The following is a 26,129-nucleotide window of genomic DNA, read 5'->3' on the forward strand; positions in this document are numbered from 1 at the left end:
CGGGTGGCCGACCTCGCCGCGCTGCGGGGCGACGTCCCCGCCGTCCGGGCGTTCTGGGAGGGCCTCGGCCTGCCCGGGCTCGTCGACGTGCACGTGCACTTCCTGCCGCCGGGCATCGAGCGCGCGGTGCACGCGCAGTTCGACCTCGCCGGACCGAAGATCGGCCGGGAGTGGCCTATCCGCTACCGCGTCCCGGTCGAGGACCGCGTCACGCTGCTGCGCGAGATGGGTGTGGCCCGGTTCTCGGCCCTGCCCTACGCCCACAAGCCGGGCGTGGCGACGTACCTCAACGACTGGGCGGCCGGGTTCGCCGCCGACGTGCCCGAGTCGCTGTGGTCGGCGACGTTCTACCCCGAGCCCGGCGTCGCGTCGTACGTCGCGGCGGCGCTGGAGGCCGGGGTGGAGGTGTTCAAGCTGCACCTGCAGGTGGGGGAGTTCCACCTCGACCACGAGCTGCTGCGCCCGGTGTGGGGCCTGCTCGAGGACGCCGGGGTGCCCGTGGTGGTGCACGCGGGGTCGGGCCCGGTCGGCAACGAGTTCACCGGGCCGGCCTCGACCGTGCGGGTGCTCGAGCGCCACCCGCGCCTCGCGCTGGTCGTCGCCCACATGGGGGCGCCGGAGTGCGCGGAGTTCCTGGCGCTGGCCGAGCGCCACGAGCGGGTGCACCTCGACACCACGATGATGTTCACCGACTTCTTCGGCCACGACTACCCCGCCGACCTGCTGCCGCGCCTGGTCGACCTCGGCGACAAGGTGCTGCTGGGCAGCGACGTCCCGACGATCCCCTACCCCTACGTCGAGCAGCTCGAGGGCCTGGCCCGGCTCGACCTCGGCGACGACTGGCTGCGGGCGGTGTGCTGGCACAACGGCGTGCGCCTCTTCGGGACCGCGCGAGGGGCGTCGCCCCGCTAGCCTCGGCGCATGGACGAGGAGCTGGTGTGGACCCGCCTCGGCGAGGAGCGGCGCTCGTTCGCCGACCTGCTGGCCGGGCTCGACGACGCGCAGTGGGACACCCCCAGCCTGTGCGCGGGGTGGAGCGTCGCCGAGGTCGCCACCCACCTCACCGTCGGGCCGACGGGGTCGATGAGGCAGTTCGCGACCGCGATGCTCAAGGCCCGGGGGCGCTTCGCCGAGGCCAACCGGGTGATGGTCGCGCGCCGGATCGGCCGGCCGCGCCAGGCGATCGTCGACGACGCCCGGGCCTGCGTCGACAGCCGGTTCAGCCCACCGGGCATGGACTGGCACGCCCCGCTCACCGACTTCCTGCTGCACCGCCTCGACGTCGTCGTGCCGCTGGGGCTCGTCGCGCCGCCGGCGCTCGACCTGTGGCCCGCCGCGCTCGACCTGCTCGTGGGTCCGCGCGCCACGCCGGGGTTCCTGCCCAAGGGCCTGCCCGCCCTGTCGCTGCACGCCACCGACGCCGGGTGGCGCCACGGCGAGGGGCCGCTGGTCGAGGCGTCCGCGGAGGCGCTGGCCCTGGCCGTCTCGCGCCGGCCGACCGCACGCCTCGACGAGCTCGCCGGGCCCGGCACCGACACGCTGCGGGGGTGGGCGCGTGGGCGCTGACCACGTGCACGAGCACGGCGGGGTCCTGCTGACCTGGAACCCCGGGCCCCACGACGACCGCCGGTTCACCCGCCTGCAGTGGCACGCCGCGCTCGTCGCGCCCCACCGCCGGGGCGAGGTGGTCGTCACGACCTGGGGCGTGGGCCGCCACGTCAACGGCTTCGCCCCCGGCCAGCCGGCGTACCTGCTGCGCCAGGGGGCCCACGGGCGCGGGGTGGTGGCCACCGGCGTCCTGCTCGGCGGGCCGTTCCCCGACCCCGCGGCCACCCGCAACCTGGTCGAGGTGGAGTGGCGCACGTCGGTGCCGGTGGCCGACGCCCTGGAGGTCGCCGAGCTGCAGCGGGCCGCGCCGGCGTACGCCTGGCACCAGGTGTGGTCGTCGGGCCGGCACCTGCCCGACGAGGTCGGCGCGGCCGTCGCCCGCGCCTGGGCCGAGCGCCTCGAGGACGTCGCCGGGAACGGCGGTCGCGACCGCGGGGCGGTGCCGGGTAGAGTGGTCGGTGCACGACAACTCAAGAGGGGCTGATCGGTTTCGACTTGGGACGTTAGTTCCAGAAGAAGCGGGTCGAGGAGCCAACGTCATCTCGTAAACGATCGTTGGAAACCTATAACTGCCGACGCTAAGCGCAGTTCCTTCGCTCTCGCCGCCTGAGCGGTGATCGAAGCGTCAGACCGGGCATCCGTCTCCGTCCCGGACCCTGGCGTCATCTAGGAGACTTGCTGCTCAACCCCTGTCAGGGGGGTTGATCGGGACTCAATCCTGACTGGGCCTGTCGGCGACGTGTCTGTGCGAGCGCCGGGGCCGAGAAAAGCGATCTCACCGACTGCACCCGGAGAAGACCTGGTTCGACGCTCGAGGACGCGGGTTCGATTCCCGCCAGCTCCACACCGACGAGGACGGCGCCCCTGCGAGGCGCCCCCTCAGCCCTCTTGGCCACACGACGCCCGGAGCCCGCCAGGGCCCCGGGCGTCGTGCTGCGCGTGCCGACCCGCGGGCGACCCCGTTCCACGGCAGGGTGGGGGCCGTGATGACGAGCAACGCGGTGACCGACCGGCTCGACCGCTCGACCCGGCTCTTCTGGCGCGCCGTGGGCCGCCCGGTCGACCTCGACGGCGAGGAGCGGTGGCTGCGGGCTCCGGTGAGCGCGGCCTCGCTGGTCGCCGACGGGTGGCTCCGCTCGGCCGCCGAGGCGGTCGGCGGCGAGGTGCACGAGGACGTGCCCGGGGCGGGACTGGTCGCCGACCTGGCCCACCTCGACGGCGCGACGTTCCGCGCCGCCGACCTGCGCCCGGAGGTGCGCGACTTCTACGAGCACACCTCGCAGTGGCGGATGGAGGTGTGGACCCAGTGGAACCCCGTGTTCCAGCCCGGCGGCGAGGTGATCAGCCGGGTCTGGGGACGCCGGGTGCAGCAGCTCGCGCTGCCCATGCGGCCCCTCGACGTCGCTCTCGGCATGGACAGCCGGGTCGCCACGATCGTCGACGCGGCCGGCGAGCAGCAGGCCGCGGGCTGGATCCGTACCCTGCGCTCCACCGGCGAGTACGTCTTCAGCGGCTGCTACTCCGAGCGCACCCTGCCCGGCAGCGACCAGCCCAGCGTGCACGTCGCGTTCCCGCTCGAGGCCGGCAACGTGCAGGTCTTCCTGCGTCCCCGCGTCCTGCCCGGCGGCGGGCTCGAGCTGAGCTCGCCGTCTGGCCGGTTCGGCGAGGACGGTGCCTACGTGCTGGTCGAGGTCGGCGGGCGCACCCACGCCGCCCGGGCGCCCATCCACGAGACCTTCCGCGTGTACGTCGACGCCGAGGGCGTGCTGCGCACCGACCACGACCTGCGGCTCTGGTCGGCCCCGGTCGTGCGGCTGCACTACAAGCTCAGCCGGCGCCCCTGAGCTGGATCCCCTCGACGCGAGCGCCACCGGCGCCCTGCTCGACCAGCGAGCTGCTGCTCGTTGGTCGAGTAGCCGAGGAGCGCCAGCGACGAGGCGTATCGAGACCCCTGGTCGGGTCTGAGCACGGCCGTCGGGGGTCTCGATACGAGCGCTGGCGCGCCCTACTCGACCAACGAAAGGCGGTACGTCCGCCGTGCCCGACCACGCAACGCCCCTCGTTGGTCGAGTAGCCGAGGAGCGCCAGCGACGACGCGTATCGAGACCCCCTGTCCCCGCTGCGACCACCGGTCAGCGCGCTGCAGACGCGCAGGAGCCCCCGGCCGACCGGCCGGGGGCTCCTGGGTGTGACGCGGGGGAGCGGGTCAGGCGACCTCGATCTCCGTGACCACGTCGACGTTGCCCTTGGTGGCGTGGGTGTAGGGGCAGATCTGGTGGCCGGTGTCGACCGCCTTCTGCGCGTCCTCCTGGCTCACGCCGCCGCCGAACTCCACGACGAGCTTGACCGCGAGGCCGAAGCCCTTGTCGGCGCGGGGGCCGATGCCGACCTCGGCGGTGACCGCGACGTCCTCGAGGGTGACGCCGTGCTCCTTCGCGCCGGCCTTCAGCGCGCCGAGGAAGCAGGCGGCGTAGCCGGTGGCGAAGAGCTGCTCGGGGTTGGTGCCGCCACCGGCGCCGCCCATCTCCTTCGGCACGACGAGCTCGACGTCGATGGCGCCGTCGCTGGTGGAGGCGTGGCCGTTGCGGCCGTCTCCGGTCGCGGTCGCGGCGGCGGTGTAGGCGATGCTCTCGGGCATGTGGTGCTCCTTCGGGTCGGGGTGCGAGGGACCTGTGGTGCAGTCGCTCTCCATGTAGACTAACCAGTACGTCCACATGCTTCAAGCGCCGTGTCCACGCCTCGAGGAGGCCCGCCCGTGCCAGCCCCCACCCCGCCGGTCACCGTGACCGGGCGCCTGGTCGCGCAGACCCCGCCCGACCTCGCCCCCCGCGAGCGGATCCTCGCCGCGGCCGCCCGGCAGTACTACGCCGACGGCATCCGCACCGCGAGCGCCGACCGGCTGCTCGCCGAGGCCGGCGTCTCCAAGGTGACGCTCTACCGGCACTTCCCGACCAAGGACGCGCTGGTGCAGGCCTACCTCGAGCAGGTCGCCGCCGACGAGCGCGACCGCGTCGTCGCCCACCGCGCCGCCCACGCCGACGACCCCGCCGCCACCCTGCGCTGGTACGCCGGGGCCGTGGGCGCGATGGCCTGCGGGCCAGGGTTCCGCGGCTGCCCGTTCCTCAACGCCACCGCCGAGCTCGCCGACCCCGCCCACCCGGGCCGCCAGGTCGTCACCCGCCACCGCGCCTGGCTGGCCGGGCAGGCCCGTGAGCTCGTGGCCGCCCTCGGCGTGGAGCGTCCCGACGAGCGCGCCGAGCAGCTGCTGATGCTGCGCGACGGCGCCATGGTGGCCGGCCCGGCCGCCGACGACCCCGCCCGGGTGGCGCGCCAGCTGGTCGAGGCCGGGCGCGCCGTCCTCGGCTGCTGAGCGGCTCCCCAGGATCGGCGCCGCCGACCGGGGGCGGTGGCCCCTAGGGTCGACGCATGGCCGCGGTCCACCACCTCAGCCGCCGCGACGCGTGCCGCGTGGCGGTGCGTGCCCAGCTGCTCGACGCGCCGCGGCCCACCGACGTGCTCGACGTCGTCCACCACCTCACCCGCGTCCAGCTCGAGCCCACGGCGGCCGTCGCGGCCAGCGCCGACCTGGTGCTGTGGAGCCGCCTCGGGGCCGGCTACCGCCCCGCCGAGCTGCGCGACCTCGCCGACCAGCAGCACCTCGTCGAGCTGCGCGGCTTCCTGCGCCCCGCCGACGACCTCGTGCTGCTGCGCGCCGAGATGGCGCACTGGCCCGGCCCCGGCGAGCTGCGGCCCTGGCAGCACGAGCTGCGGGCCTGGGTCGAGGACAACGACGGCTGCCGCCGCGACCTCCTCGAGCGGCTCCGCGCCGACGGCCCGCTGCCGCTGCGCGAGCTGCCCGACACGTGCGTGCGGCCGTGGCGCTCCACGGGGTGGACCGACGGCAAGAACGTCGAGCGCCTGCTCGACCAGCTGGTGCAGCGCGGCGAGGTGGCCGTGGCCGGTCGTGAGGGCCGCGAGCGCCTCTACGACCTCGCCTCGCGGGTCTACCCCGACGACCCCGTGCCGAGCCTCGAGGAGGCCGAGCAGCTGCTGGCCGGTCGGACGCTGGCGGCCCTCGGCATCGCCCGGGCCCGGGCGCTGGGCTCGAGCACGGTGGGGGAGCCGGCGGTGGTCGAGGGCGTGCGGGGCGCCTGGCGGGTCGACCCCGCGCTGCTCGCCGACGCTGCCGACGACGCGGCCGGGGGAGGGCGCGGGCCGCGCACGGCCCTGCTCTCGCCGTTCGACCTGCTGCTCGCCGACCGCCGCCGGATGACGGAGCTGTTCGCGTTCGACTACGTGCTGGAGATGTACAAGCCGGCCGCCCAGCGGCGCTGGGGCTACTACGCGCTGCCGGTGCTCCACGGCGACCGGCTCGTCGGCAAGCTCGACGCCCGCGCCGAGCGTGACGCCGGCGAGCTGCAGGTCAACGCCGTCCACCTCGACGTCGAGGCCACCGCCGACCTCGTCGACGCGGTCGACGCCGAGGTCGACGACCTCGCCCGCTGGCTCGGGCTGGGCGTCGTGCGCCTCGACCGGTCCTAGTCGCCGCCCCGGGCCGGGGTGCGGGCCCGCGCCGCCACGGCGTCCGCCTCCGCGAGCACCGCGCAGTGGGCCTCGGCGGCGCGCGGGTCGGCCAGCCGGGCCCGGGCGCGCCGGTCGGCGTCGAGCCACCGCAGCACGGCCTCCACCTCCGCCCGGCTCCAGGCCAGCCCCACGACCGACACCAGCAGCGGCGCGTCGGAGCCCGCCTCCGAGCGCAGCCGCAGCGCCACCGCGCTGGAGCGCACCGGCCCCGGGCCGAGACCCACCACGTCGGCCCACCGCACCGGTGAGGGCGTGGACAACAGGCCGAGCCGGACGACCGCGTCGGCGCCCAGCAGGGTGTGCGGGCGGCCCCGCAGCGCCTGCCAGGTCATCCACAGCGCCATCACCCCGAAGCACGGACCCAGCAGGAGCAGGACGGCGGGGTCGCGCCGCCCCGACCCGGCGGCGTCGGTGACCACGGCCCCCCAGCCCAGCGACGTCGTCGCCACCGCCGCAGCCCAGGTGGCCACCACCACCGCCGCCGCGTGGCCGCGCCGGGTCGGCAGCCGTACCGCCACCCCGTCGTCCCACGGCGCCAGGGAGGCCGCGGCGCCGCGGTGACGCGGCAGGGCCACGGCAGCCGTGGCCGACACCACGCTCACCAGCAGCGACACACCGGCCAGCCGCCAGACCCCCGAGCCCGCCGCCGACAGGGCCACCCCGGCCACGACGGCGCCGACCAGCACCATCGCGGCGCACGCCAGCCCCAGCCACAGCCGGGTGCGGGCCACCGGGCGGCCGCCGGGCCGGCGTCGAGGTGCGTTCGCCACGGGCGACATCCTCGCCCACGCCACGGACGGGCGTGCGCGTGGAAGGCTGCCGGGATGACCCGACCCGTCGCCACGACCCCCGCTGACGTCGACGTCGACGTCGACGTCGACGTCGACGCCACGGGCGAGGCGTGGGTGCGCCCCGACGTCCCGTGCGGCACGGGCGTGCTGGTGCTGACCGGCTCGAGCGGCCGGGTGGACGCCGGTCGCGCGCGGCTGCTGGCGCGCCACGGGGCGCAGGCGCTGGCCCTGCGGTGGTTCGGTGGGCCCGGTCAGCGACCCGCGCCCCACGAGGTGCCGCTCGAGACGTTCACCGGTGCGCTCGACCGGCTGGCACCCACCTGCGACCGCCTCGCGGTCGTCGGCACGTCGTTCGGCGCGGAGGCCGCCCTGCTCACCGCCGTGCACGACCCGCGGGTCGACGCGGTGGTGGCCTGCTCGCCCAGCGCCGTGGCCTGGGCCGGCCTCGCCGACGGGCGCTGGTCGTCGCACTGGACGTGGCGTGGGACGCCCGTGCCGTACGTGCCGTTCCTCGACGGGTGGGAGCCCGACCGGCAGCCGCCGGAGTTCCGCGGGCTGTACCGGCTCAGCGCGGCCGCCGACGCCGAGGTCACCGCCGCTGCCACCATCGCGGTGGAGCGCACGGCCGCCGAGGTGGTGCTGGCCGCGGGCGGCGACGACCGGGTGTGGCCCGCCGTGGACGCCGCCCGGGCGATCGCGCAGCGCCGGGCGCGCCGGGGCCTGCCCACCACCGTGGTCGAGCACGCCAGCGCCGGCCACCACGCCGTGCTGCCCGGCGAGGAGCGCCCCGCCGGCGGGGTGACGATGGCCCGCGGCGGCACCCCGGAGGCCGACGCCGCGCTCGGTGCGCTGCTGTGGCCCCACCTGGTCGGCGCGCTGCGGCTGCGCACCTGAGCGGCGCGCCTGAGCAGCGCACCTGAGGACGTCAGAGGCCGACGGGTCCCGGCGGCAGCACCGGCTCGCGACCGAGCTCGGCCTTGCCGATCGCGCGCAGGTGCACCTCGTCGGGGCCGTCGAAGAGCCGCATGGCGCGGTGCCAGGCGTACATCGCGGCCAGCGGGGTCACGTCGGTGACGCCGGCGCCGCCGTGCACCTGGATGGCCCGGTCGATCACCGCGGTCGCGGCGCGCGGCACGGCCACCTTCGCCATCGCCACCAGCGACGCGGCCGCCTTGTTGCCCTCGGTGTCGATGACCTGGCAGGCGCGGTGGCACAGCAGGCGGGCCTGGTCGATCTCGAGGCGTGACTCCGCGACCTGCTGACGCACCACGCCCTGGTCGGCGAGCGGGGCGCCGAAGGCCGTGCGCTGCTGGGCGCGCGCCACGAGCAGGGCCAGCGCCCGCTCGGCCGCGCCGAGGGCGCGCATGCAGTGGTGGATGCGGCCCGGGCCGAGGCGGGCCTGGGCCGCGGCGAAGCCGCCCCCCTCCTCACCGACCACGTCGGCCACCGGCACCCGCACGTCCTCGAAGGTGACCACGGCGTGGCCGTGCTGGTCGTGGTGGCCGAAGACCGGCAGGTCACGCACGACGGTGACCCCGGGGGCGTCGCGCGGCACCAGCACCATCGACTGCTGGCGGTGGCGCGCGGCCCCGGGGTCGGTCTTGCCCATCACCACGAAGAGCGCGCAGCGGGGGTCCATCGCCCCGCTGGTCCACCACTTTCGCCCGTTGACGACGTACTCGTCGCCGTCGCGCTCGATGCGGGTGGCGATGTTGGTGGCGTCGCTGCTGGCGACGTCGGGCTCGGTCATCGCGAACGCCGAGCGGATCTCGCCGGCCAGCAGGGGTCGCAGCCAGCGCTCCTGCTGCGCGGGGGTGCCGAGCAGGTGCAGCAGCTCCATGTTGCCGGTGTCGGGGGCCTGGCAGTTGATCGCCTCCGGGGCCAGGTCGTTGCACCAGCCCGACAGCTCCGCGATCGGGGCGTACTCGAGCTGGGTGAGGCCCGACTCCGCCGGCAGGAACAGGTTCCACAGCCCCTGCTCGCGGGCCACCGCCTTCAGCTCCTCCACCACCGGCGGGACGGCGTGGCCGTCGGGGCCGTCGGCGCGGCGCTGCGCGGCGTACGTCGCCTCGGCGGGCAGCACGTGGTCGCGCATGAACGTCCGCATCCGCTCGTGGAGCTCGACGGCACGCGCCGACGGGGTGGCCAGCAGGACGGCGGGGTCGGGGTGCACGGGGCTCCTGGGGATCGGCCCGGGCAGGCGCCCGGGGCTGCGGTCAATATGCCCGCGGCCCGGGAGGGGCACAAGCGGGGCACCCGGCAGGCGACCACGACCGGTCGCCCGGCGTTCACCTGCGGCTCGCCCGGACGCCCCGGCGCTCACCTACCGTGCGGCCCATGACCCCTCGGACCGCCCGCACCAGCCCCCGCCCCGTCCTCGCCGCCGTCGCCGGCCTCACCGCCGCCGCCGTGCTCGCCGGCCCCGCGCTGCTCAGCCCCGCCCAGGCCGACCCCGTCCGCGGGCTCGAGCAGGAGCGCGCCGGCCAGGCCGGCCAGTCGACCGCCGACGACGCGGTGCGTCAGCTGCGCACCCCGCTCGTCGTGGGCCACCGCGGCGCCTCGGGCTACCGCCCCGAGCACACCCTGGCCTCCTACCGCCTCGCGATCGCGCTGGGCGCCGACTACATCGAGCCCGACCTCGTCCCGACCAAGGACGGCGTGCTGGTCGCCCGCCACGAGAACGAGATCAGCGGCACCACCGACGTCGCCGACCACCCCGAGTTCGCCGACCGCCGCGCCACCAAGACCATCGACGGCCGCCAGGTCACCGGCTGGTTCACCGAGGACTTCACCCTCGCCGAGCTGCGCACCCTGCGCGCCGTCGAGCGGCTGCCCGGCGTGCGCCCCGACAACACCCGCTACGACGGCCGGTTCCAGGTGCCGACGTTCACCCAGGTGCTTCGCCTGGTCGAGCAGGCCTCGAAGGAGGAGGGCCGCCGCATCGGCATCGCCCCCGAGACCAAGCACCCCACCTACTTCGACTCCATCGGGCTCTCGCTCGAGGAGCCGATGCTGCGCGAGCTGAAGCGCTTCGGTCTCGACAAGGCCCGCAGCAAGGTGCTGATCCAGTCCTTCGAGACCAGCAACCTCAAGCAGATCAACCGCCGCACGGAGGCCCCGGTCGAGCAGCTCCTCGACGCCTCCGGCGCGCCGTACGACCTGGTCGACGCCGGCAAGGACACCACCTACGCCGACCTGGTCACCCCCGAGGGCCTGGCCCGGATCAGCCGCTACGCCGACTGGGTGGGCCCGAACAAGGACCTGGTGCTCCCGCGCGACTCCACCGGTGCGCTCACGCAGCCCACCGCGCTGGTCCACGACGCCCACGAGGCCGGCATGCGCGTCGTGGTGTTCACCGTGCGCGACGAGAACCAGTTCATGGCCACCGACTTCCGCCGCGGCACCGACCCCAACGCCACGGGTGACGTGTTCGCCGAGGCCGACGCCTTCCTCGACGCCGGCGTCGACGGCATCTTCGCCGACCACCCCGACTCCGTGGTCTTCGCCCGCGACGCCTGGGTCGCCGAGCGCGACTGACCGCCGCACCCCCGGGCGCGCGACGCCCTGCGACGACGCCCTGCGACCACGGTCGCGGGGCGTCGTCGTACGTGGGGCCGGTCGTACCGGCTGCGGGACGGCCGCGGAGTCGGCACACTGGCCGCATGTCTCCCGGGTCCCGCCTGCGCCTGCTCGTCGTCCTCGTCACCACGGTGCTCGTCGGGGTCGCGCTGCCCGCCAGCGCGGCCGACCCCATCGTCGACCCCGCCTCCACCGTGGTGGTCATCGACGACACCGAGGCCAGGTACGCCGGGACCGCCGTCCCGATGCGAGCCACCCTCCTGGACGAGCGGGGTCCACTGGCCGGTAACGAGCTGATTGTCGAACGGCGCCGCGACGGCTCCTGGATCGAGGTGACGCGCGTGGTCACCGCCGAGGACGGCTCAGCGACGTTCGACGTGGTGCTGGCCCGTTCGCGCGCGGACAACGTGATCAGGGTGCAGTTCGAGAACAACGACACCCACTGGGGGTCCTCGGCCGCGAGCCGGCCGGCGTTGCGCAAGCGCGCCGCGACCCTCGACGTCGCCGGCCCCGGCTCGGTGGTGGACGAGCGCACGGTCGACCTGACGGTGCGCTGGGCGACCCGCAGCGGCATCCCGGTGGCGGGGCGGGTGCAGGTGCGCTCCAAGGCGCGCGGGGCGAAGCGCTGGGGCGACGCCCGGGTCGTGCGCACCGACGCCGAGGGCCGCGGGTCGCTCACCGTGCGCCCGCGGGTCGACACCCTCTACCGCGCCACCGCGCCCGGTCAGGACTGGCTGGAGCGCTCGGTCAGCCGAGCCCACCTCGTCGACAACCGCCCGCCCGGCACCCCGGTGCGGCTGCCCGCGGCCGCGCCGGCGCCGCGCGTCCACCTGCCCCGGCAGGCCCGCGCCACCACCGCCGGGGCCGACCCCGTGACCACCCGGGTGCCGAACGCGGTGTGGAACCAGATGACCGGACGCAGCTGGCACCGCGGCTGCCCCGTCGGCCGCGCCGGGCTGCGGCTGCTGCGCATCAACTACTGGGGCTTCGACGGCTACCGCTACCGCGGCGAGCTGGTCGCGGCCGCCGGTGCCGTGGGTCAGATGTCGGGCGCCCTGTCGCAGATGTACCGGCGGGGGCTGCCGATCCGCTCGATGTACCGCGTCGACCGCTTCGGCTGGTCCTCGCGCCTGCGCGGCGCCGACGACTACCGCTCGATGGCCGCCGACAACACCTCCGCCTTCAACTGCCGCGACGTCGTGGGCCGCCCGGGCATCCGCTCGCCCCACGCCTCGGGCCGCTCGCTCGACGTCAACCCCTGGGAGAACCCCTACCGCTCGGCGGGCGGCACGGTGCCGAACACCTGGTGGCCCTCGCGGTCGCACCCGCGGGTGGCGTGGCGCTCGGCCTCCCACCCCGTGGTCGCCACGATGCGCGCCCACGGCCTGCGCTGGACCTACGGCGTCGCCGACGCCCACCACTTCGACGCCACCGCCGGCCGCGGCCGGCTCGTCACCGACCCGCGCTGCGTGGGGATCATCTGTGACTGACGCCGAGCGTCCCTCCGCACCGGTGCGGGCCGCGGGCTGCGTGTTCTGCGCGGTGGTCGCGGGGGAGTCGGCGGCCGACCGCGTGCTCGAGACGGAGTCGTTCGTGGCGTTCCTCGACCAGCGCCCGGTGTTCCACGGCCACGTGCTGCTGGTGCCGCGCACCCACGTGGAGACGCTGCCCGACCTGCCCGCCGAGCTGCGCGACGGGTTCCTGGCCGCCGCCCAGCGCCTGGCCACCGCCGTGGTGGAGGGCCTCGGCGCCCAGGGCAGCTGGGTGTCGGTCAACAACACGGTCAGCCAGTCGGTGCCCCACCTGCACCTCCACGTCGTCCCGCGCACGAAGGGCGACGGCCTGCGGGGGTTCTTCTGGCCCCGCACGCGGTACGCCGAGGGCGAGCGCGCCGCCACCGCCGCCCGCCTGCGGGCCGTGCTGGACTGAGGCCCGCCCGCAACGACCGGGACCGACCGGCCCCCGGTCGCGCCTCCCGGGCCCGCGCGGGTGTCCTAGGGTGACCGGCGTCGTGCACCAGCCGCCCGCTGCGGGCGCTCACACCAGGAGGACACCAGCATGGGTCGATTCGACGGACGCGTGGCCGTGGTCACCGGAGCCGCACGCGGCATCGGGCTCGGCACCGCCCAGCGCTTCGCGCAGGAGGGCGCCGCGGTGGCGATCATCGACCTCGACGAGGCGGCGGCGGCGGAGTCCGCGGCCACCCTCGGCACCCGGGCGGTGGGCGTCGGCTGCGACGTGAGCGACAAGGCGTCGGTGGAGGCGGCCGTCGCCCGCGTCGTCGAGGAGCTCGGCGGGCTGCACGTGCTGGTGAACAACGCCGGCGTCACCCGCGACAACCTGCTGTTCAAGATGACCGAGGTCGACTGGGACCTGGTGATGGGCGTGCACCTCAAGGGCGCGTTCCTGATGTGCCAGGCCGCGCAGAAGCACTTCGTGGAGCAGCGCTACGGCAAGATCGTGAACACCTCCAGCACCTCCGCCCTCGGCAACCGCGGCCAGGCCAACTACTCCGCGGCCAAGATGGGCCTGCAGGGCTTCACCAAGACCCTCGCCCTCGAGCTCGGCTCGTTCGGCGTCAACGTCAACGCGGTGGCCCCCGGCTTCATCGCCACCGACATGACCGACGCGACCGCGGCCCGGCTCAAGATGGACGTCGACGAGTTCCGCCGCCTCAGCGCGGAGGCCAACCCCGTCAAGCGCGTCGGCCACCCCGAGGACATCGCCGCCGCCGTGACGTTCCTGGCCAGCGACGAGGCCTCCTACATCACCGGGCAGACGCTGTACGTCGACGGCGGGGCCACCCTGTCCCGCGGCTGAGCCCGACCGCCGCGCGCCGGGCGCGCCTCCCGAGGGGAGGCGCGCCCGTCTCGCACACTGGGTCGGGTCCGCTGCTTAGTCCACCGACTCAGTAGAGTTTCCTGCTCCTTCCCCGAACGGAGACCGTCGTGCGACCTCACGCCACGTCCCCCCGCACCGCCCCCCAGTCCCAGGCCCAGTCCCAGGCGCAGCCCTCGCGGCGTACGCCGCTGACCCGGCCGCTGGCCCTGCTCGCCATCGCCGGGCTGCTGCTCGCCGGCTGCGGGGGAGGCGGCGGCGAGGGCGGCGAGGACGGCGGGCGGGCGCAGGACGTGGCGAACGGGGCCACCCTCGAGTCGACCTGGCCGCTCACCGGCCTGCCCGTCGAGGGCGAGGAGTCGGCCAGCCAGACCCACCCGGTGATGGTGCTGAAGATGGACAACACCTCCTCCAGCGCCCCGCAGGTCGGGCTCGGCGACGCCGACCTCGTCGTCGAGGAGCTCGTCGAGGGCGGGATGACCCGGCTGGCGGCGTTCTTCTACTCCGAGATCCCCGGCACCGTCGGCCCGGTGCGCTCGATGCGCGCCAGCGACATCGGGATCGTCTCGCCCGCCGACGCCGCGGTGGTCACCAGCGGTGCCGCGCCGGTGACGATCGGGCGGATCAAGAAGGCCGGCATCCCGTTCTTCGTCGAGAAGGACAAGGGGTTCTTCCGCGACCCCGACCGCACCGCGCCCTACGACCTGTTCACCGACCTGCGCGCCACCACCACGTTGGCCGAGGGTGAGGAGGAGCGGCCCGACGACTACCTGCCGTGGGGCACCGCCGACGACCTGCCGGCCGGTCAGCCGGCCCGCAGCCTCGACGCCCGCTTCTCCGACAGCCACACCACGAGCTGGGCCTACGCCGACGGCGGCTACACCAACGAGAACTCCTTCGCCGGTCAGGGTGACGAGTTCCCCGCCGACACCGTGCTGGTGCTGCGGGTCGCGGTCGGCGACGCGGGCTACCTCGACCCCGCCGGCAACACCGTGCCGGAGACGACGTTCGACGGCCGTGGCGAGGCCATGCTGTTCCACGGCGGCACGCTCGTGCGCGGCACCTGGTCGAAGGCGGGCCTGGGCCAGCCGCTTGAGCTGTCCACGAAGGCCGGGCCGCTGGAGGTGCCGGCTGGACGCACCTGGATCGAGCTGGTGCCGGCCAAGGGCGGCTCGGTCACCTTCGCGAAGTAGCCGCGGGCCGGGCGCGCCTGCGGGCGGGCGGCTCAGGCCGGCGGTACCGGCCCGAGAGGGCCGGTCGGCAGCTCGACGCCGGCGTCGGCCAGCGCCTGGAACCCGGCGATCATGAAGCCGATCGCGGCCTCCACCCGAGCGGCAGCGGCCACGGGGTCGTCGGAGCCGGCCACCGACTCACCGGCCGAGGCCATCGCGCCGAAGAAGATGCGCGAGAAGGTCTGCAGCATGTCGTCGTCGAGCTCCCACGGCCCGGCGCCCAGCACCGAGCGCATGATCTCGAGGACGTTGGCGTACGTCGAGCGCTCCTCCTGCTCGCGGTAGCGCTCGTAGCCCAGCACCGCCGGGCCCTCCTGCACCACGATGCGGCGGTAGCCCGGGCGCTGCACCACCTCGAGGAAGGTGCGCAGGCCCGCGCGGGCCTTGTCCCACGGGTCGCGCTTGCCCTTCAGCACCGCCTGGATCTCGCGGGCGGCGTCCGCCTCCACCCGCTCGAAGACCGCCTCGAACAGCGCCTGCTTGCCGCTGAAGTGGTGGTAGAGCGCGCCCTTGGTGACCTGCGCGCCGGCCACGATGGAGTCCAGCGAGCTCGAGGCGTAGCCGTGCTCGGTGAACATCTGCTCGGCCACGTCGACCAGCGCGCGCTTGGTGGAGGCGGAGTACTGCTGGCGCCGGCTCGCACCCGGGACCCCCGGCACGCCGGGCACCTTCGGCACCAGCTTCGAGACGGACGACTTGGCCATGGGGCCAGCCTAGGCGCGCCCGGCGTGACGCCGGTCATGGGGCGTGGGCGGGATCACCCGACGAGCGGCGAGGATCACCTCCCAGCGCCTGGATACCGACGGTATGTGTCCCTACAGTGGGTACGTACCCACGGTACGTGAACGTGGACGACAGAGGAGCCACCATGACCACCCTTCGCCACCGCGGAGAGACCCTCCGCACCGTGATCGCCGTCGCCGACACCCGCCGCGACGGCCTGCTGCCCTACGACGTCGACGGGGTGGCCGCGGCCTTCCCCGACGAGCTCGACCTGCTCGGCGCCCTGCTGCTGCGCTGGCACACCCGGCTGACCGGTCGCATCGACCGCGAGCTGATGAGCCAGCCCGTCGACCTCGAGCAGGCCGTGGTCGACGCCTGGCGCGGTGCCGCCGACGACATGCCCGGCGTCCGCGCGATCATCGACCGTCACCGCGCCGCACCGCTCGACGACGTGATGGCGACCGCCCTGGCCAAGGCCACCGCCAAGGAGCGCCACGTGCTCGCGGTGATGGCGGGCCAGGCCGGCACGAACGCCACCGCCGCCGGCGTGCGCGTCGGCGCCCGCATCGAGGAGCGCGCCCGCGCCGGCTGGCGCCCCGGGCAGACCACCGGGTCGGGCACCGTCACCGCCGTACGACCCGGCGACCGCGTCTCCGGTCTGCTCGGCCGGCTGCGCGCCGCGCTGGCCGCCTGAGGCCTTGCCGCCCCGTTCCCGGGCTGTCCGGACCCTCACCCGCACGGCACTCGCCGTGCGGGTGAGGCCGTCACGGGCACGGGCGTCGATGATGGAGCCATGACCGACCCCGGGCCCGGCACCCTGCTGGTCGCGGCAGCGCGGCTGGTCGACCCGCACTTCGCCGACACCGTCGTGCTCCTGCTCGACGCCGACAGTGACGGCGCCGTGGGCGTCGTGCTGAACCGGCCCACCCCGATCGACGTCTCCGCCGTGCTCGCCGGCTGGGGCGACGTGGTCTCCGAGCCCGACGTGCTCTTCGAGGGCGGCCCGGTGAGCACCGACGGCGCCCTGGCGGTGGGCCTGTCGGCCACCTCCGAGCCGCCGGTCGGCTTCCGTGCGGTGCTCGACCGGCTCGGCGTGGTCGACCTCGACGCGCCGGTCGAGGTGGTGGCCGCCGGCGTCACCGACCTCCGGGTCTTCGCCGGGTACGCCGGCTGGGGCGCCGGCCAGCTCGAGGCCGAGGTGGCCGGCGGCGACTGGTACGTGGTGCCCGGCACCGCCGACGACGTGTTCCGCGCCGACACCACCGACCTGCGCCGCGACGTGATGCGCCGCCAGCCCGGCGAGCTGGCGTGGGTCTCCACCCGTCCCGGCGACCCTACGCTGAACTGATCCGGGCTCCTGCGGGCTCCTGCGGGCTCCAGCGGGATGGCCCGGGGCGTCGCCGGGCGTCCCCGGGCTCGCCTACACTTCTCTGCGTGAGCTTCGGATTCGGGACCGGTACCGCGGTCGAGGAGGACGTCCGTCAGGACGAGCGCACCGTCCCGACCGACGACGGTGACCACGAGCGGTTCTCCCACTACGTGGAGAAGGACAAGCTGACCGAGGCGATGGTCATGGGCACCCCCGTGGTGGCGCTGTGCGGCAAGGTGTGGGTGCCGAGCCGGGCGCCGGAGAAGTTCCCGGTGTGCCCCGACTGCAAGGACGCCTGGGAGAACCTCAAGGACGACGCGGGTTCCGACGCGTGAGCGGCGGCCCCGAGCCCGCCCCCCACCTCGTCCCGCTCAGCCCGGCCTTCCCGCAGCGCGCCGCCTGGGGCACCGCGCCGTCGCTGCGCGCGTGGCAGCAGGCCGCGGTGGAGCAGTACTTCGCCGCCCTCCCGCGCGACTTCCTCGCCGTGGCCACGCCCGGCGCGGGCAAGACGACCTTCGCCCTGTCGGTGGCCGCCGAGCTGCTGGGGCGCCGGATGATCGACCGGATCACCGTCGTCGCCCCCACCGAGCACCTCAAGCTGCAGTGGGCAGAGGCGGCCGCCCGCGCCGGCATCCCGCTCGACCCGACGTACTCCGCCGGCAAGGGCCGCACGTCGCAGGACTACGTCGGCATCGCCGTCACCTACGCGGGCGTCGCGGTCAACCCGCTCGCCATGCGCATCCGCACCGAGCGGTTCAAGACGCTGGTGATCCTCGACGAGGTGCACCACGCCGGCGACGCGCTGTCGTGGGGCGAGGGGGTGCGCGAGGCCTTCGAGCCCGCCGCGCGCCGGCTCGCGCTCACCGGTACGCCGTTCCGCTCCGACATCAACCCGATCCCGTTCGTCACCTACGCCCCCGGCGACGACGGCGTGCCGCGCTCGGTGGCCGACTACACCTACGGCTACGCCCACGCGCTGGCCGACCACGTCGTGCGCCCGGTGCTGTTCCTGGCCTACTCCGGGGAGATGACCTGGCGCACCCGTGCCGGCGACGAGGTGGCCGCGCGCCTGGGCGAGCCGCTCACCAAGGACCTCACCAATCAGGCCCTGCGCACGGCCCTCGACCCCTCCGGCTCCTGGATCCCGTCGGTGCTCGCCGCGGCCGACAGCCGGCTCACCGAGGTGCGCCGCCACGTGCCCGACGCCGGCGGCCTGGTGATCGCCACCGACCAGGTCTCCGCGCGCTCCTACGCCAAGACGCTGCGCCAGATCACCGGCGAGGCCGCCACCGTGGTGCTCTCGGACGAGAAGGCGGCGTCGAAGAAGATCACCGCCTTCGCCGAGGACGGCTCGCGCTGGATGGTGGCGGTGCGGATGGTCTCCGAGGGCGTCGACGTGCCGCGCCTGGCCGTCGGCGTCTACGCCACCACCACCGCCACGCCGCTGTTCTTCGCCCAGGCCGTCGGCCGGTTCGTGCGGGCCCGCACCCGTGGCGAGACCGCGTCGGTGTTCGTGCCGTCGGTGCCGCGGCTGCTCGGCTTCGCCTCCGAGCTGGAGGTGGAGCGCGACCACGTGCTGGGGCGCCGCGTCACCGACGAGGACGACCTGTTCGCCGCCGAGGACGACCTGCTCGCCCAGGCCAACCAGGCCGAGTCGGCCTCCGCCGAGGAGGACGGGCTGCCCTTCGAGGCGCTCGGCTCCGAGGCCCGCTTCGACCGGGTCCTCTACGACGGCGGCGAGTTCGGCCACGCCGGCGAGGTGCACGTCGGCTCGGAGGAGGAGATGGACTTCCTCGGCATCCCCGGCCTGCTCGAGCCCTCCCAGATGCGCGAGCTGCTCCAGCAGCGCCAGAGCGACCGCGCCCGCAAGCAGGCCGCCGCGCCGCCGCCCGCGGCACCCTCTGCTGCGGCTCCGTCGTCGGACCGGGCGCCCGACTCGGTGGAGCAGGTCAGCACCCACGAGCAGCTCGCCGTGCTGCGCCGCGAGCTCAACGGCCTGGTGGCCGCCTGGTTCCACCGCACCGGCCAGGCCCACGGCATCACCCACGCCGCGCTGCGCCGCGAGTGCGGCGGCCCCGCCGCGGCCGTCGCCGACGCCGAGCAGCTGCGCGCGCGCATCGACCGCGTGCGCGACTGGGCCGCCCGCAAGTCGGGCTGAGCACCCGCACCTAGACTCGCCACCATGTCGGCCGAGACCTCCCAGACCCTCGACCGGGGCCTGCGCGTGCTCGACGTCCTCGCCGTCTCGCCGGGCGGGCTCACCGTCACCGAGCTGTCGGCGGCGCTGGCGGTCAACCGCACCGTGGTCTACCGGCTCGTCAGCACCCTCGAGCAGCACGCGCTGGTGCGCCGCGACCGCCGCGGGCGCCTCCACGTCGGCCTGGGCGTGCTGCACATCGCCTCCGCGGTGCACCCGGTGCTGCGCGACGTCGCGCAGCCGGTGCTGCGCCGCCTCGCCGAGGCCGTCGGCTGCACCGCCCACCTCACCGTCGCCGAGGGCAAGGAGGCCCTGGCCATCGCCGTGGTGGAGCCGTCGTGGACCGGCTTCCACGTCTCCTACCGCGTCGGCACCCGCCATCCGCTGCTGCAGGGCGCGGCCGGCAAGGCGATCCTCGCCGGGCGCGCCGAAGGGCCGCGACCGGCGTACGTCGTCACGCTCGGCGAGCTGCAGACCGGTGCGCAGGGCCTGGCCGCCCCGCTCGACGTCGACGGCCTCGAGGGCAGCGTCGGCATCGTCAGCCTCGGCGACGTCGACGAGCGCGACGTCGCCGCCCACGTCGTGGAGGCCGCCGCCGAGCTCACCCGGGCGCTGACCCCCGCCCCGCCCGAGGAGGCACCGCCCGCGGCGACCGCCCCGGTCGCCCGCCGGCCCCGGCGCAGCTCCTCGCTGCGCTGACCCCTCGCCCCGACCCGGTCCCGAGCTACTCCTGGGTCGACTCGTCCTCCGTCGAGAGCCGCGCCAGCGGCAGCACCCGGTATGGCACCTGCGTGGCCAGGGCGATGGTGGTCGACGAGCGCACGATCTGGGGGTGGCGCAGCGCGAGGTCGATCACGCGCTGCAGGTCGGCGTTGGAGCGGGCGACGACCCGCACGATCAGGTCGGCCGCGCCGGTGGTGGTGTGGGCCTCCAGCACCTCCGCGATCGCGGCGAGGTGGGCGCCGACGGCGTCGTGGGCGCCCGGCTCCTGGCGCACCTCGAGGGTGAGGAACGCCGTCACCGGCCAGCCGAGCGCCTCGGGGGAGAGGTCGGGGCCCCAGCCGGTGACCACGCCGCCGGCGACGAGGCGGTCGAGGCGGGCCTGCACGGTGCCGCGGGCCACGCCGAGGCGACGCGACGCCTCCAGCACGCCGATGCGCGGCTCGGCGGCGAACAGGTCGAGCACCCTGCGGTCGAGCTGGTCCACGGGCGGCCTCCTGGATGTGCAGGTTGTCCAGCGTGTCGACGTACTGTTGCACAAGATGCCCGGCCTGCCCAGGCTGGCGGGCATGACCACCACGCCGCACCGCGCCCTCACCCCCGACGAGCTCCGCGCCGACCTCACCCTCGAGCAGCTGCAGCAGCTGGTCGGCCTGGTCGAGCACGACCCCAGCCGCGACCCGTTCCCGGTGACCGCGCTCGACGCCGTGGTGTTCGTCGTCGGCAACGCCACGATGGCGGCGTCCTGGTACCAGCTGGCGATGGGCATGGAGCTGGTGGCCTGGGCCGGGCCCGAGACCGGCTCGCGGGAGACCACGTCGTACGTGCTGCGCTCGGGCAGCGCCCGGTTCGTGCTCACCGGCGCGGTGCACCCCGACAGCGCGCTGGCCGACCACCACCGCCGCCACGGTGACGGCGTCGTCGACCTCGCCCTCGAGGTGCCCGACGTCGACCGCTGCATCGCCCACGCCCGCGCCTGCGGCGCGCAGGTGCTGGAGGAGCCCCACGACGTCACCGACGAGCACGGCACGGTGCGCACCGCCGCGATCGCCACCTACGGCGAGACCCGGCACACCCTGGTCGACCGCAGCCGCTACGACGGCCCCTACCTGCCCGGGTTCGTCGCGCGCGCCGGCACCGTGGTGAAGCGCGACGACGAGCCGCGCCGGCTGTTCCAGGCCGTGGACCACTGCGTGGGCAACGTCGAGCTCGGCCGGATGGACGAGTGGGTCGACTTCTACCACCGGGTCATGGGGTTCACCGACATGGCGGAGTTCGTCGGCGACGACATCGCCACCGAGTACTCCGCCCTGATGAGCAAGGTGGTGGCCAGCGGCAACCACCGGGTCAAGTTCCCCCTCAACGAGCCGGCCGTGGCGAAGAAGCGCTCCCAGATCGACGAGTACCTCGACTTCTACGCCGGCCCCGGCTGCCAGCACCTCGCCCTGGCCACCGGAGACATCCTGCGCACCGTCGACGTGATGCGCGCACGCGGCGTGCAGTTCCTCGACACCCCCGACTCCTACTACGACGACCCCGCGCTGCGCGCCCGCATCGGGGAGGTGCGGGTGCCGATCGAGGAGCTGAAGAGCCGCGGGATCCTGGTCGACCGCGACGAGGACGGCTACCTGCTGCAGATCTTCACCAAGCCGGTCGGCGACCGCCCCACGGTGTTCTTCGAGCTCATCGAGCGCCACGGCTCGCTCGGCTTCGGCAAGGGCAACTTCAAGGCGCTCTTCGAGGCCATCGAGCGCGAGCAGGACCGCCGCGGCAACCTCTGAGGGCGCACGGCGACCAATCCGGGTGGGGGGTGTCACCGAACAGGTGGTGTCAGCTCCCTTCGCACCACCCCGAGGACGTCGCCATGTCGCTGCTCACCACCGCCCGTCGCCGGGCCGCCGCCGTGGCCGCCCTGGTCCTGCTCGCCGCACCGCTGAGCGCCTGCGGTGACGACGAGGGCGGCGCGGGCAACGCCCCGGCCGCGGTGGCCTCGCTCGACGCCGTGAGCGGACGCACCACCGCGATCAAGCTCGACAAGGGCTTCGTGAAGGCCCTCGGTGACCGCGGCGTCGCGCCGGGCGTCGTCGGCGGCGCGAAGCTCACCAAGGGCTCGCTGGTCTTCCCGATCACCGGCGGCAACGTGACCCTCTTCGAGCCCGGCCAGGTCTCGCCGTACGTCATCGGCCAGCTGCAGCACGAGGGCTCGGGCCTCACCCTGAGCGCGGGCGGCACCACCGTGCGGCTGTCGAACCTCAACGTCGACCCCGGCGTCTCCCGCGTGTACGGCGACGTGGCGGTCAACGGCAAGACCGCGGTGACCAGCGCCTTCCTCTTCCAGCTCGACGGGCGCACGCTCAAGCCGCCGAAGCTCACCGACGCCACCGCCGTGCTCACCGGCACCCAGGTGAAGATCTCCCCGGTGGCCGCGAAGCTGCTGAACGCGACCTACCAGCTGAAGGGGAAGACGACCATCCCGGCGAACTTCCTCGTCGGCGTCGCCACGATCACGGTCGCCCTGCCCAAGGGCTGACCACCGGCCGGCACGTCCGGCCCACCGACCCGCTGGACGGCCTTCCGTGGGGGAGCACGCGCCCGGAGCCTGCGGCTCCGGGCGCTGCTTCGTCCTGGGGTGCACCGCCGGGTCGCGCGGGCCAGGATGGGGCCATGACCACCTGGATCGCCTTCCTGCGGGCCATCAACCTCGGCGCCGTGCGCAAGTTCCCCAAGACCGACGTCGCGGCCGCGGCGCAGGCCGCCGGTGGCACCGACGTGCTCACCCACCTCAACACCGGCAACCTGCGCCTCGACCTCGACGCCACCTCGCGCAGTGACGTGGAGGCCCGGCTGGAGGAGGCGTTCCTCGCCGACCGCGGCTTCGCCGTGCCGACGATCGTGCTCGCCCCCGACGAGCTGCTCGGCGTGGCCGCCGACGTGGAGCGCCTGGGCGCCGACCACGACGGCCCCCACTACGTCTCGTTCCTCAAGCACGAGCTCACCGCCGAGGGGGTCGCTGCGGTGGAGGCGCCCGGGCGCGAGGGGGAGTCGGCGCACGTCGTCGGCCGGGCGGTGCACCTGCTGGTGCCGCGCGACGTCCGCTCCTCGCGGCTGGGCAACGCGCTGGTCGAGCGGCACCTCGGCGTGGCCACCAACCGCAACGCGACCGTCGTGCGCACCCTGGCGCAGCGGTGGTGCGGGTGACGCGCAGGTGTCGATCCGGTGACGGGACCCGAGCCGTGTCGACCGGCGTCGGTGCGGTGGGGTAGACAACGCTGGGCCGGTCGTCCGGCGGGCCCACCGTCCTCGGGAGGAACCTCCGTTGTCGCACGCCTCGTCCGCTTCTCGCCGCACCGTCCTGACCGGCGCTGCCGCCCTCGCCGCCGCCGGCTACGTCGCCACCCCGGCCGACGCCACCCCCGGCGTCCCCGCCAAGCCGCGCGGTGACGACCACGTGCGCCTCACCGTGCTCGGCACCACCGACCTGCACGGCAACGTCCTGAACTGGGACTACTTCAAGAACGCCGAGTTCGCCAACGCCGCCGGCGACGACATCGGCCTCGCCAAGGCACGCACCGTCATCGAGGCCGTGCGCGCGAAGCGCGAGGGCCAGGGCCCGGTCCTCACCCTCGACGCCGGCGACACCCTGCAGGGCACGCCCCTGGCCTACTACTACGCGCGCATCGAGCCGATCTCGGCCACGGTCGAGCACCCGATGGCCGCCGCGATGAACCTCGTCGGCTACGACGCCGCCGCGCTGGGCAACCACGAGTTCAACTACGGCATCCCGTTGCTGCGCACCTTCGAGTCGCAGCTGAACTTCCCGCTGCTCGGTGCCAACGCCGTCGACGCCGCCACCGGGCGCCCGGTGTTCCCGCCCTACGTCGTCAAGACCTACGCCACCGGCACCGGCAAGCGGCTCAAGGTCGGCGTGCTGGGGCTGACCAACCCGGGCATCGCGATCTGGGACAAGGCCAACGTCGAGGGCAGGATGGAGTTCCCCGGCCTGGTCCAGCAGGCCCGCAAGTACGTGCCCGAGATGAAGAAGAAGGGCTGCGACGTGATCGTCGTGGCCGCGCACTCCGGTGCCGACACCTCCTCGTCGTACGGCGACGCGCTGCCGTTCCCCGAGAACGCCGCCTCGCTGGTGGCCCAGAAGGTGCCCGGCATCGACGCGATCCTGGTGGGCCACGCCCACAAGGAGATCTCCGAGCGCTACGTCGAGAACGAGAAGACCGGCCAGCAGGTGCTGCTGTGCGAGCCGCTCTACTGGGGCATGCGGGTCGCGGTGATGGACCTCGAGCTGCGCCTGGTGCGCGACCGCAAGGGCCGGCCCTCGCGCTGGCAGCTGCTCGGCGCCCGCTCGCAGACGCTGAACTCCAACACCGTCGACGCCGACCCCGAGATCGTCGCCGCCGTGCGTGCCTCCCACGACCAGGTCGTCGAGTACGTCAACACGCCCGTCGGTGAGTCGCTGGAGCGGCTGCCCGCGGCCCGCGGCGTGGTCGAGGACGTCGCGATCATCGACTTCGTGCAGTACGTGCAGGCCCAGGCCGTCAAGGAGGACCTGACCGGCGCCGACGTGGGCCTGCCGGTGCTGTCGATCGCGGCGCCGTTCAGTCGCTCGGCGGTGTTCCCGGCCGGCGACATCACGGTGCGCGACGTCGCCGGGCTCTACGTCTTCGACAACACGCTGCTCGGGGTGCGCATCACCGGCGCCGAGCTGAAGGACTACCTGGAGTTCTCGGCGCGCTACTTCAAGCAGCTCGCCTCCGGTGACACCACCGCCACGATCGCCGAGCTCACCAACGCGGTCACCGCGGTGGCCCCCAACGGCACGCCGGACTACAACTTCGACTCCGTCTTCGGCCTCGACGCGCCGCTGACCTACGACATCGACGTCAGCGCCGAGCCCGGTTCCCGCATCGTCGGCCTGTCGTACGGCGGGGTGCCGGTCACCGGCGCCCAGCAGTTCGTGATGGCGGTCAACAACTACCGCCAGTCCGGCGGCGGCGGCTTCCCCGCCGTCTCCACCGCCCCGGTCGTCGTCAACGGCCAGCAGGAGATCCGCCAGCTGCTCATCGACTGGGTGCTCGCCAACGAGGTCATCGACCCCGCCGCCTTCGCCTCCGTCGACTGGCGCCTGGTCAACGGCTCCACCCCGGTCACCATCACCGACTGACCCCCGCCCGCCGCCTGTAACGCGCAGTTGTCCTCTCTTCCACCCCGTCACGACGGGGTGGAAGAGAGGCAAACCCCGCGTTACACGTGCCAGCCGGCCCGGAGCCCGACGGACCGTGAGTCGTCCACAGCCGGGCCGACCAAGGTGGCGGTCCACACACCCGCGGCGCCCGGTGCTGGGCTGCGACCCGATCGGCCACCGTTGCCGGGTGCCTCCTGCCCTCGCCGAGATCCTCCTGCACCAGCACGGCGTGATGCTTCGTCGTCAGGCCTTGGCGAGCGGCGTGCCGGCGGTGGTGATCGACCGACAGGTGCGAACCGGCGAGTGGGTCGTCGTCAGACGAGGGGTCTACGCCACGCGCACGACGTGGGAGCGCGCTGACGACCTGGTGGGGCGCCCTCTTCTGCGAGTCCACGCGGCCAGTGTCGCGATGTCGATGCCTCACGTGGTCAGCCACACCTCGAGTGCGCGGCTGCTGGGCCTGGCCGTCCTCCGCGACGAGCCGGAGCTCGTGCACGTCACCCGCTTCGGACACCTGGGTGGCCGCACCAAGCACGGGGTGTGTCACCACCAAGCTCCCTTCGTCCCCGACCAGCTGCAGTTCGTCCGCGGCCTCCCCGTGCTCGACGCGGCGAGGACTGTGGCCGACGTGGCCCGGCACTCCGATCTTCGGCACGGCCTCGTCGTCGCCGACGCCGCACTTCGATCGGGTGTCGCGAGGTCGCAGCTGCACGACGCGGTCGCTCCGATGACGTGCTGGCCGGGGGTGACGGTGGCCCGGTCGGCCGTCGGCCTCGCCGATGCCGGGGCCGAGAGTCCCGGTGAGACGTTGTCCCGGCTGCTCCTCACCCACCTCGGCCTCGGACCTGTGGAGACCCAGTTCGGGCTCCGGCTCGACGGTCGGGACGTGTGGTGCGACCTGCGCATCGGGCGGCACGTCGTGGAGTTCGACGGTCGGGTCAAGTACCGCCGGGAGGCCGAAGGCGGGGTGTCCGCGGTCGCCGCGGAGGAGGTCGTGTGGAAGGAGAAGCGGCGACAGGACCGCATCACCAGCCTGGGTCTCGGCATGACCCGCCTGACCTGGTCCGACCTGACGGCGCAGCGGTGGCGCGCGACGCAGACGCGGGTGGCCGGGGAGATCGCGGCGACCCGGGCTCGCTGCGGCGACGACCTGTCCGACCTGGCGCCGTACCGCCTCGGCAAGCGTCACCCGGCCGCCTAGGCCCGGCCACTCCGCTCACCGTGCCCGCTCGGCCGGTGGGACACCTGTAACGCGCAGTTACCCGTTCTGCTGCCCCGTCACGACGGGGCA

27 protein-coding genes and 1 other RNA gene are annotated in these 26,129 nt (G+C 74.6%); 23 read left to right on the forward strand and 5 right to left on the reverse strand.

Going from position 1 to position 26,129, the window contains the following annotated elements:
• The first annotated feature begins 3 nt into the window (after positions 1 to 3).
• The 5 genes from AC4OR8_RS07730 (at position 4) to AC4OR8_RS07750 (ending at position 3,452) form a co-directional block, all read left to right on the forward strand.
• Positions 4 to 912, forward strand: a complete 909-nt coding sequence (locus tag AC4OR8_RS07730; RefSeq protein WP_492164959.1) for an amidohydrolase family protein — start codon at positions 4 to 6, stop codon at positions 910 to 912.
• A 9-nt stretch (positions 913 to 921) separates the two neighbouring features.
• Complete coding sequence (locus tag AC4OR8_RS07735; protein WP_492164960.1) at positions 922 to 1,566, forward strand: maleylpyruvate isomerase family mycothiol-dependent enzyme; 645 nt, start codon at positions 922 to 924, stop codon at positions 1,564 to 1,566.
• Positions 1,556 to 2,092 (forward strand): hypothetical protein, encoded by a 537-nt coding sequence (locus AC4OR8_RS07740; protein ID WP_492164961.1) that lies wholly within the window; start codon positions 1,556 to 1,558, stop codon positions 2,090 to 2,092. The genes AC4OR8_RS07735 and AC4OR8_RS07740 overlap by 11 nt, the downstream gene beginning before the upstream one ends.
• Positions 2,085 to 2,455, forward strand: a transfer-messenger RNA (tmRNA) gene (ssrA, locus tag AC4OR8_RS07745). The genes AC4OR8_RS07740 and ssrA overlap by 8 nt, the downstream gene beginning before the upstream one ends.
• A 139-nt stretch (positions 2,456 to 2,594) precedes the next feature.
• Positions 2,595 to 3,452, forward strand: coding sequence for a hypothetical protein (locus tag AC4OR8_RS07750; RefSeq protein ID WP_492165315.1), 858 nt, complete (start codon positions 2,595 to 2,597; stop codon positions 3,450 to 3,452).
• 362 nt (positions 3,453 to 3,814) lie between these two features.
• Here AC4OR8_RS07750 and AC4OR8_RS07755 read toward each other — a convergent pair whose 3' ends face one another.
• A complete protein-coding gene (locus AC4OR8_RS07755; protein ID WP_492164962.1) occupies positions 3,815 to 4,246 on the reverse strand; it encodes an organic hydroperoxide resistance protein in 432 nt (143 codons plus the stop codon).
• A gap of 117 nt (positions 4,247 to 4,363) precedes the next feature.
• Between AC4OR8_RS07755 and AC4OR8_RS07760 the strand changes: the two genes are divergently transcribed.
• Together AC4OR8_RS07760 and AC4OR8_RS07765 are read left to right on the forward strand one after the other, a co-directional pair.
• Positions 4,364 to 4,978, forward strand: coding sequence for a TetR/AcrR family transcriptional regulator (locus AC4OR8_RS07760; protein WP_492164963.1), 615 nt, complete (start codon positions 4,364 to 4,366; stop codon positions 4,976 to 4,978).
• A 56-nt stretch (positions 4,979 to 5,034) separates the two neighbouring features.
• The gene (locus AC4OR8_RS07765) at positions 5,035 to 6,150 is read left to right on the forward strand and encodes a DNA glycosylase AlkZ-like family protein (protein WP_492164964.1); all 1,116 of its coding nucleotides are present in this window, start codon (positions 5,035 to 5,037) and stop codon (positions 6,148 to 6,150) included.
• Here AC4OR8_RS07765 and AC4OR8_RS07770 read toward each other — a convergent pair.
• Entirely contained in the window at positions 6,147 to 6,962 is an 816-nt protein-coding gene (locus AC4OR8_RS07770) for a hypothetical protein (RefSeq protein WP_492164965.1), read from the reverse strand. The genes AC4OR8_RS07765 and AC4OR8_RS07770 overlap by 4 nt on opposite strands.
• Positions 6,963 to 7,016: 54 nt before the next feature.
• Between AC4OR8_RS07770 and AC4OR8_RS07775 the strand changes: the two genes are divergently transcribed.
• Positions 7,017 to 7,877 (forward strand): acyl-CoA thioester hydrolase/BAAT C-terminal domain-containing protein, encoded by an 861-nt coding sequence (locus AC4OR8_RS07775; protein ID WP_492164966.1) that lies wholly within the window; start codon positions 7,017 to 7,019, stop codon positions 7,875 to 7,877.
• Positions 7,878 to 7,908: 31 nt separating this feature from the next.
• Here the strand turns inward: AC4OR8_RS07775 and AC4OR8_RS07780 are convergent, their stop codons facing one another.
• A complete protein-coding gene (locus tag AC4OR8_RS07780) occupies positions 7,909 to 9,156 on the reverse strand; it encodes an acyl-CoA dehydrogenase family protein (protein WP_492164967.1) in 1,248 nt (415 codons plus the stop codon).
• Between the two features lie 164 nt (positions 9,157 to 9,320).
• Here AC4OR8_RS07780 and AC4OR8_RS07785 point away from each other — a divergent pair, with 164 nt between their 5' ends.
• The 5 genes from AC4OR8_RS07785 to AC4OR8_RS07805 all read left to right on the forward strand — a co-directional run bounded on the left by AC4OR8_RS07785 (position 9,321) and on the right by AC4OR8_RS07805 (position 14,593).
• The gene (locus AC4OR8_RS07785) at positions 9,321 to 10,520 is read left to right on the forward strand and encodes a glycerophosphodiester phosphodiesterase (RefSeq protein ID WP_492164968.1); all 1,200 of its coding nucleotides are present in this window, start codon (positions 9,321 to 9,323) and stop codon (positions 10,518 to 10,520) included.
• 125 nt (positions 10,521 to 10,645) lie between these two features.
• Positions 10,646 to 12,052: a M15 family metallopeptidase gene (locus tag AC4OR8_RS07790; protein WP_492164969.1), complete on the forward strand. Its 1,407-nt coding sequence runs from the start codon at positions 10,646 to 10,648 to the stop codon at positions 12,050 to 12,052.
• On the forward strand, positions 12,045 to 12,491 hold the full coding sequence (locus AC4OR8_RS07795) for an HIT family protein (RefSeq protein WP_492164970.1): 447 nt from the start codon (positions 12,045 to 12,047) through the stop codon (positions 12,489 to 12,491). The genes AC4OR8_RS07790 and AC4OR8_RS07795 overlap by 8 nt, the downstream gene beginning before the upstream one ends.
• Before the next feature lie 129 nt (positions 12,492 to 12,620).
• On the forward strand, positions 12,621 to 13,382 hold the full coding sequence (locus AC4OR8_RS07800) for an SDR family NAD(P)-dependent oxidoreductase (protein ID WP_492164971.1): 762 nt from the start codon (positions 12,621 to 12,623) through the stop codon (positions 13,380 to 13,382).
• 128 nt (positions 13,383 to 13,510) lie between these two features.
• Entirely contained in the window at positions 13,511 to 14,593 is a 1,083-nt protein-coding gene (locus AC4OR8_RS07805) for a DUF3048 domain-containing protein (RefSeq protein WP_492164972.1), read from the forward strand.
• A gap of 32 nt (positions 14,594 to 14,625) precedes the next feature.
• Here AC4OR8_RS07805 and AC4OR8_RS07810 read toward each other — a convergent pair whose 3' ends face one another.
• Positions 14,626 to 15,336, reverse strand: coding sequence for a TetR/AcrR family transcriptional regulator (locus tag AC4OR8_RS07810; protein ID WP_492164973.1), 711 nt, complete (start codon positions 15,334 to 15,336; stop codon positions 14,626 to 14,628).
• Positions 15,337 to 15,500: 164 nt separating this feature from the next.
• On the opposite strand from AC4OR8_RS07810, the gene AC4OR8_RS07815 reads away from it, so the two are divergent.
• From AC4OR8_RS07815 to AC4OR8_RS07835, 5 genes are all read left to right on the forward strand, one after another.
• Entirely contained in the window at positions 15,501 to 16,049 is a 549-nt protein-coding gene (locus AC4OR8_RS07815) for a hypothetical protein (protein WP_492164974.1), read from the forward strand.
• A gap of 99 nt (positions 16,050 to 16,148) precedes the next feature.
• Positions 16,149 to 16,703 carry a YqgE/AlgH family protein gene (locus AC4OR8_RS07820; RefSeq protein WP_492164975.1) on the forward strand — a complete coding sequence of 185 codons (555 nt, stop codon included), beginning with the start codon at positions 16,149 to 16,151 and terminating at the stop codon, positions 16,701 to 16,703.
• Positions 16,704 to 16,789: 86 nt separating this feature from the next.
• A complete protein-coding gene (locus tag AC4OR8_RS07825) occupies positions 16,790 to 17,059 on the forward strand; it encodes a DUF3039 domain-containing protein (protein WP_492164976.1) in 270 nt (89 codons plus the stop codon).
• On the forward strand, positions 17,056 to 18,882 hold the full coding sequence (locus AC4OR8_RS07830; RefSeq protein WP_492164977.1) for a DEAD/DEAH box helicase: 1,827 nt from the start codon (positions 17,056 to 17,058) through the stop codon (positions 18,880 to 18,882). The genes AC4OR8_RS07825 and AC4OR8_RS07830 overlap by 4 nt, the downstream gene beginning before the upstream one ends.
• A gap of 24 nt (positions 18,883 to 18,906) precedes the next feature.
• Positions 18,907 to 19,620 (forward strand): IclR family transcriptional regulator, encoded by a 714-nt coding sequence (locus AC4OR8_RS07835; RefSeq protein WP_492164978.1) that lies wholly within the window; start codon positions 18,907 to 18,909, stop codon positions 19,618 to 19,620.
• A 25-nt stretch (positions 19,621 to 19,645) separates the two neighbouring features.
• Here the strand turns inward: AC4OR8_RS07835 and AC4OR8_RS07840 are convergent, their stop codons facing one another.
• Positions 19,646 to 20,128, reverse strand: a complete 483-nt coding sequence (locus tag AC4OR8_RS07840) for an Lrp/AsnC family transcriptional regulator (RefSeq protein ID WP_492164979.1) — start codon at positions 20,126 to 20,128, stop codon at positions 19,646 to 19,648.
• Between the two features lie 82 nt (positions 20,129 to 20,210).
• Here AC4OR8_RS07840 and hppD point away from each other — a divergent pair, with 82 nt between their 5' ends.
• The 5 genes from hppD (at position 20,211) to AC4OR8_RS07865 (ending at position 26,039) form a co-directional block, all read left to right on the forward strand.
• Positions 20,211 to 21,422: a 4-hydroxyphenylpyruvate dioxygenase gene (gene hppD / locus AC4OR8_RS07845; RefSeq protein ID WP_492164980.1), complete on the forward strand. Its 1,212-nt coding sequence runs from the start codon at positions 20,211 to 20,213 to the stop codon at positions 21,420 to 21,422.
• An 83-nt stretch (positions 21,423 to 21,505) separates the two neighbouring features.
• Positions 21,506 to 22,171 (forward strand): hypothetical protein, encoded by a 666-nt coding sequence (locus AC4OR8_RS07850; RefSeq protein WP_492164981.1) that lies wholly within the window; start codon positions 21,506 to 21,508, stop codon positions 22,169 to 22,171.
• 134 nt (positions 22,172 to 22,305) lie between these two features.
• Positions 22,306 to 22,839 (forward strand): DUF1697 domain-containing protein, encoded by a 534-nt coding sequence (locus tag AC4OR8_RS07855; protein ID WP_492164982.1) that lies wholly within the window; start codon positions 22,306 to 22,308, stop codon positions 22,837 to 22,839.
• A 118-nt stretch (positions 22,840 to 22,957) separates the two neighbouring features.
• Positions 22,958 to 24,817 (forward strand): bifunctional metallophosphatase/5'-nucleotidase, encoded by a 1,860-nt coding sequence (locus tag AC4OR8_RS07860; protein ID WP_492164983.1) that lies wholly within the window; start codon positions 22,958 to 22,960, stop codon positions 24,815 to 24,817.
• Positions 24,818 to 25,247: 430 nt separating this feature from the next.
• On the forward strand, positions 25,248 to 26,039 hold the full coding sequence (locus AC4OR8_RS07865) for a hypothetical protein (RefSeq protein WP_492164984.1): 792 nt from the start codon (positions 25,248 to 25,250) through the stop codon (positions 26,037 to 26,039).
• Positions 26,040 to 26,129: the final 90 nt, after the last annotated feature.

It is taken from the genome of Nocardioides sp. FY1077, from assembly GCF_058681775.1.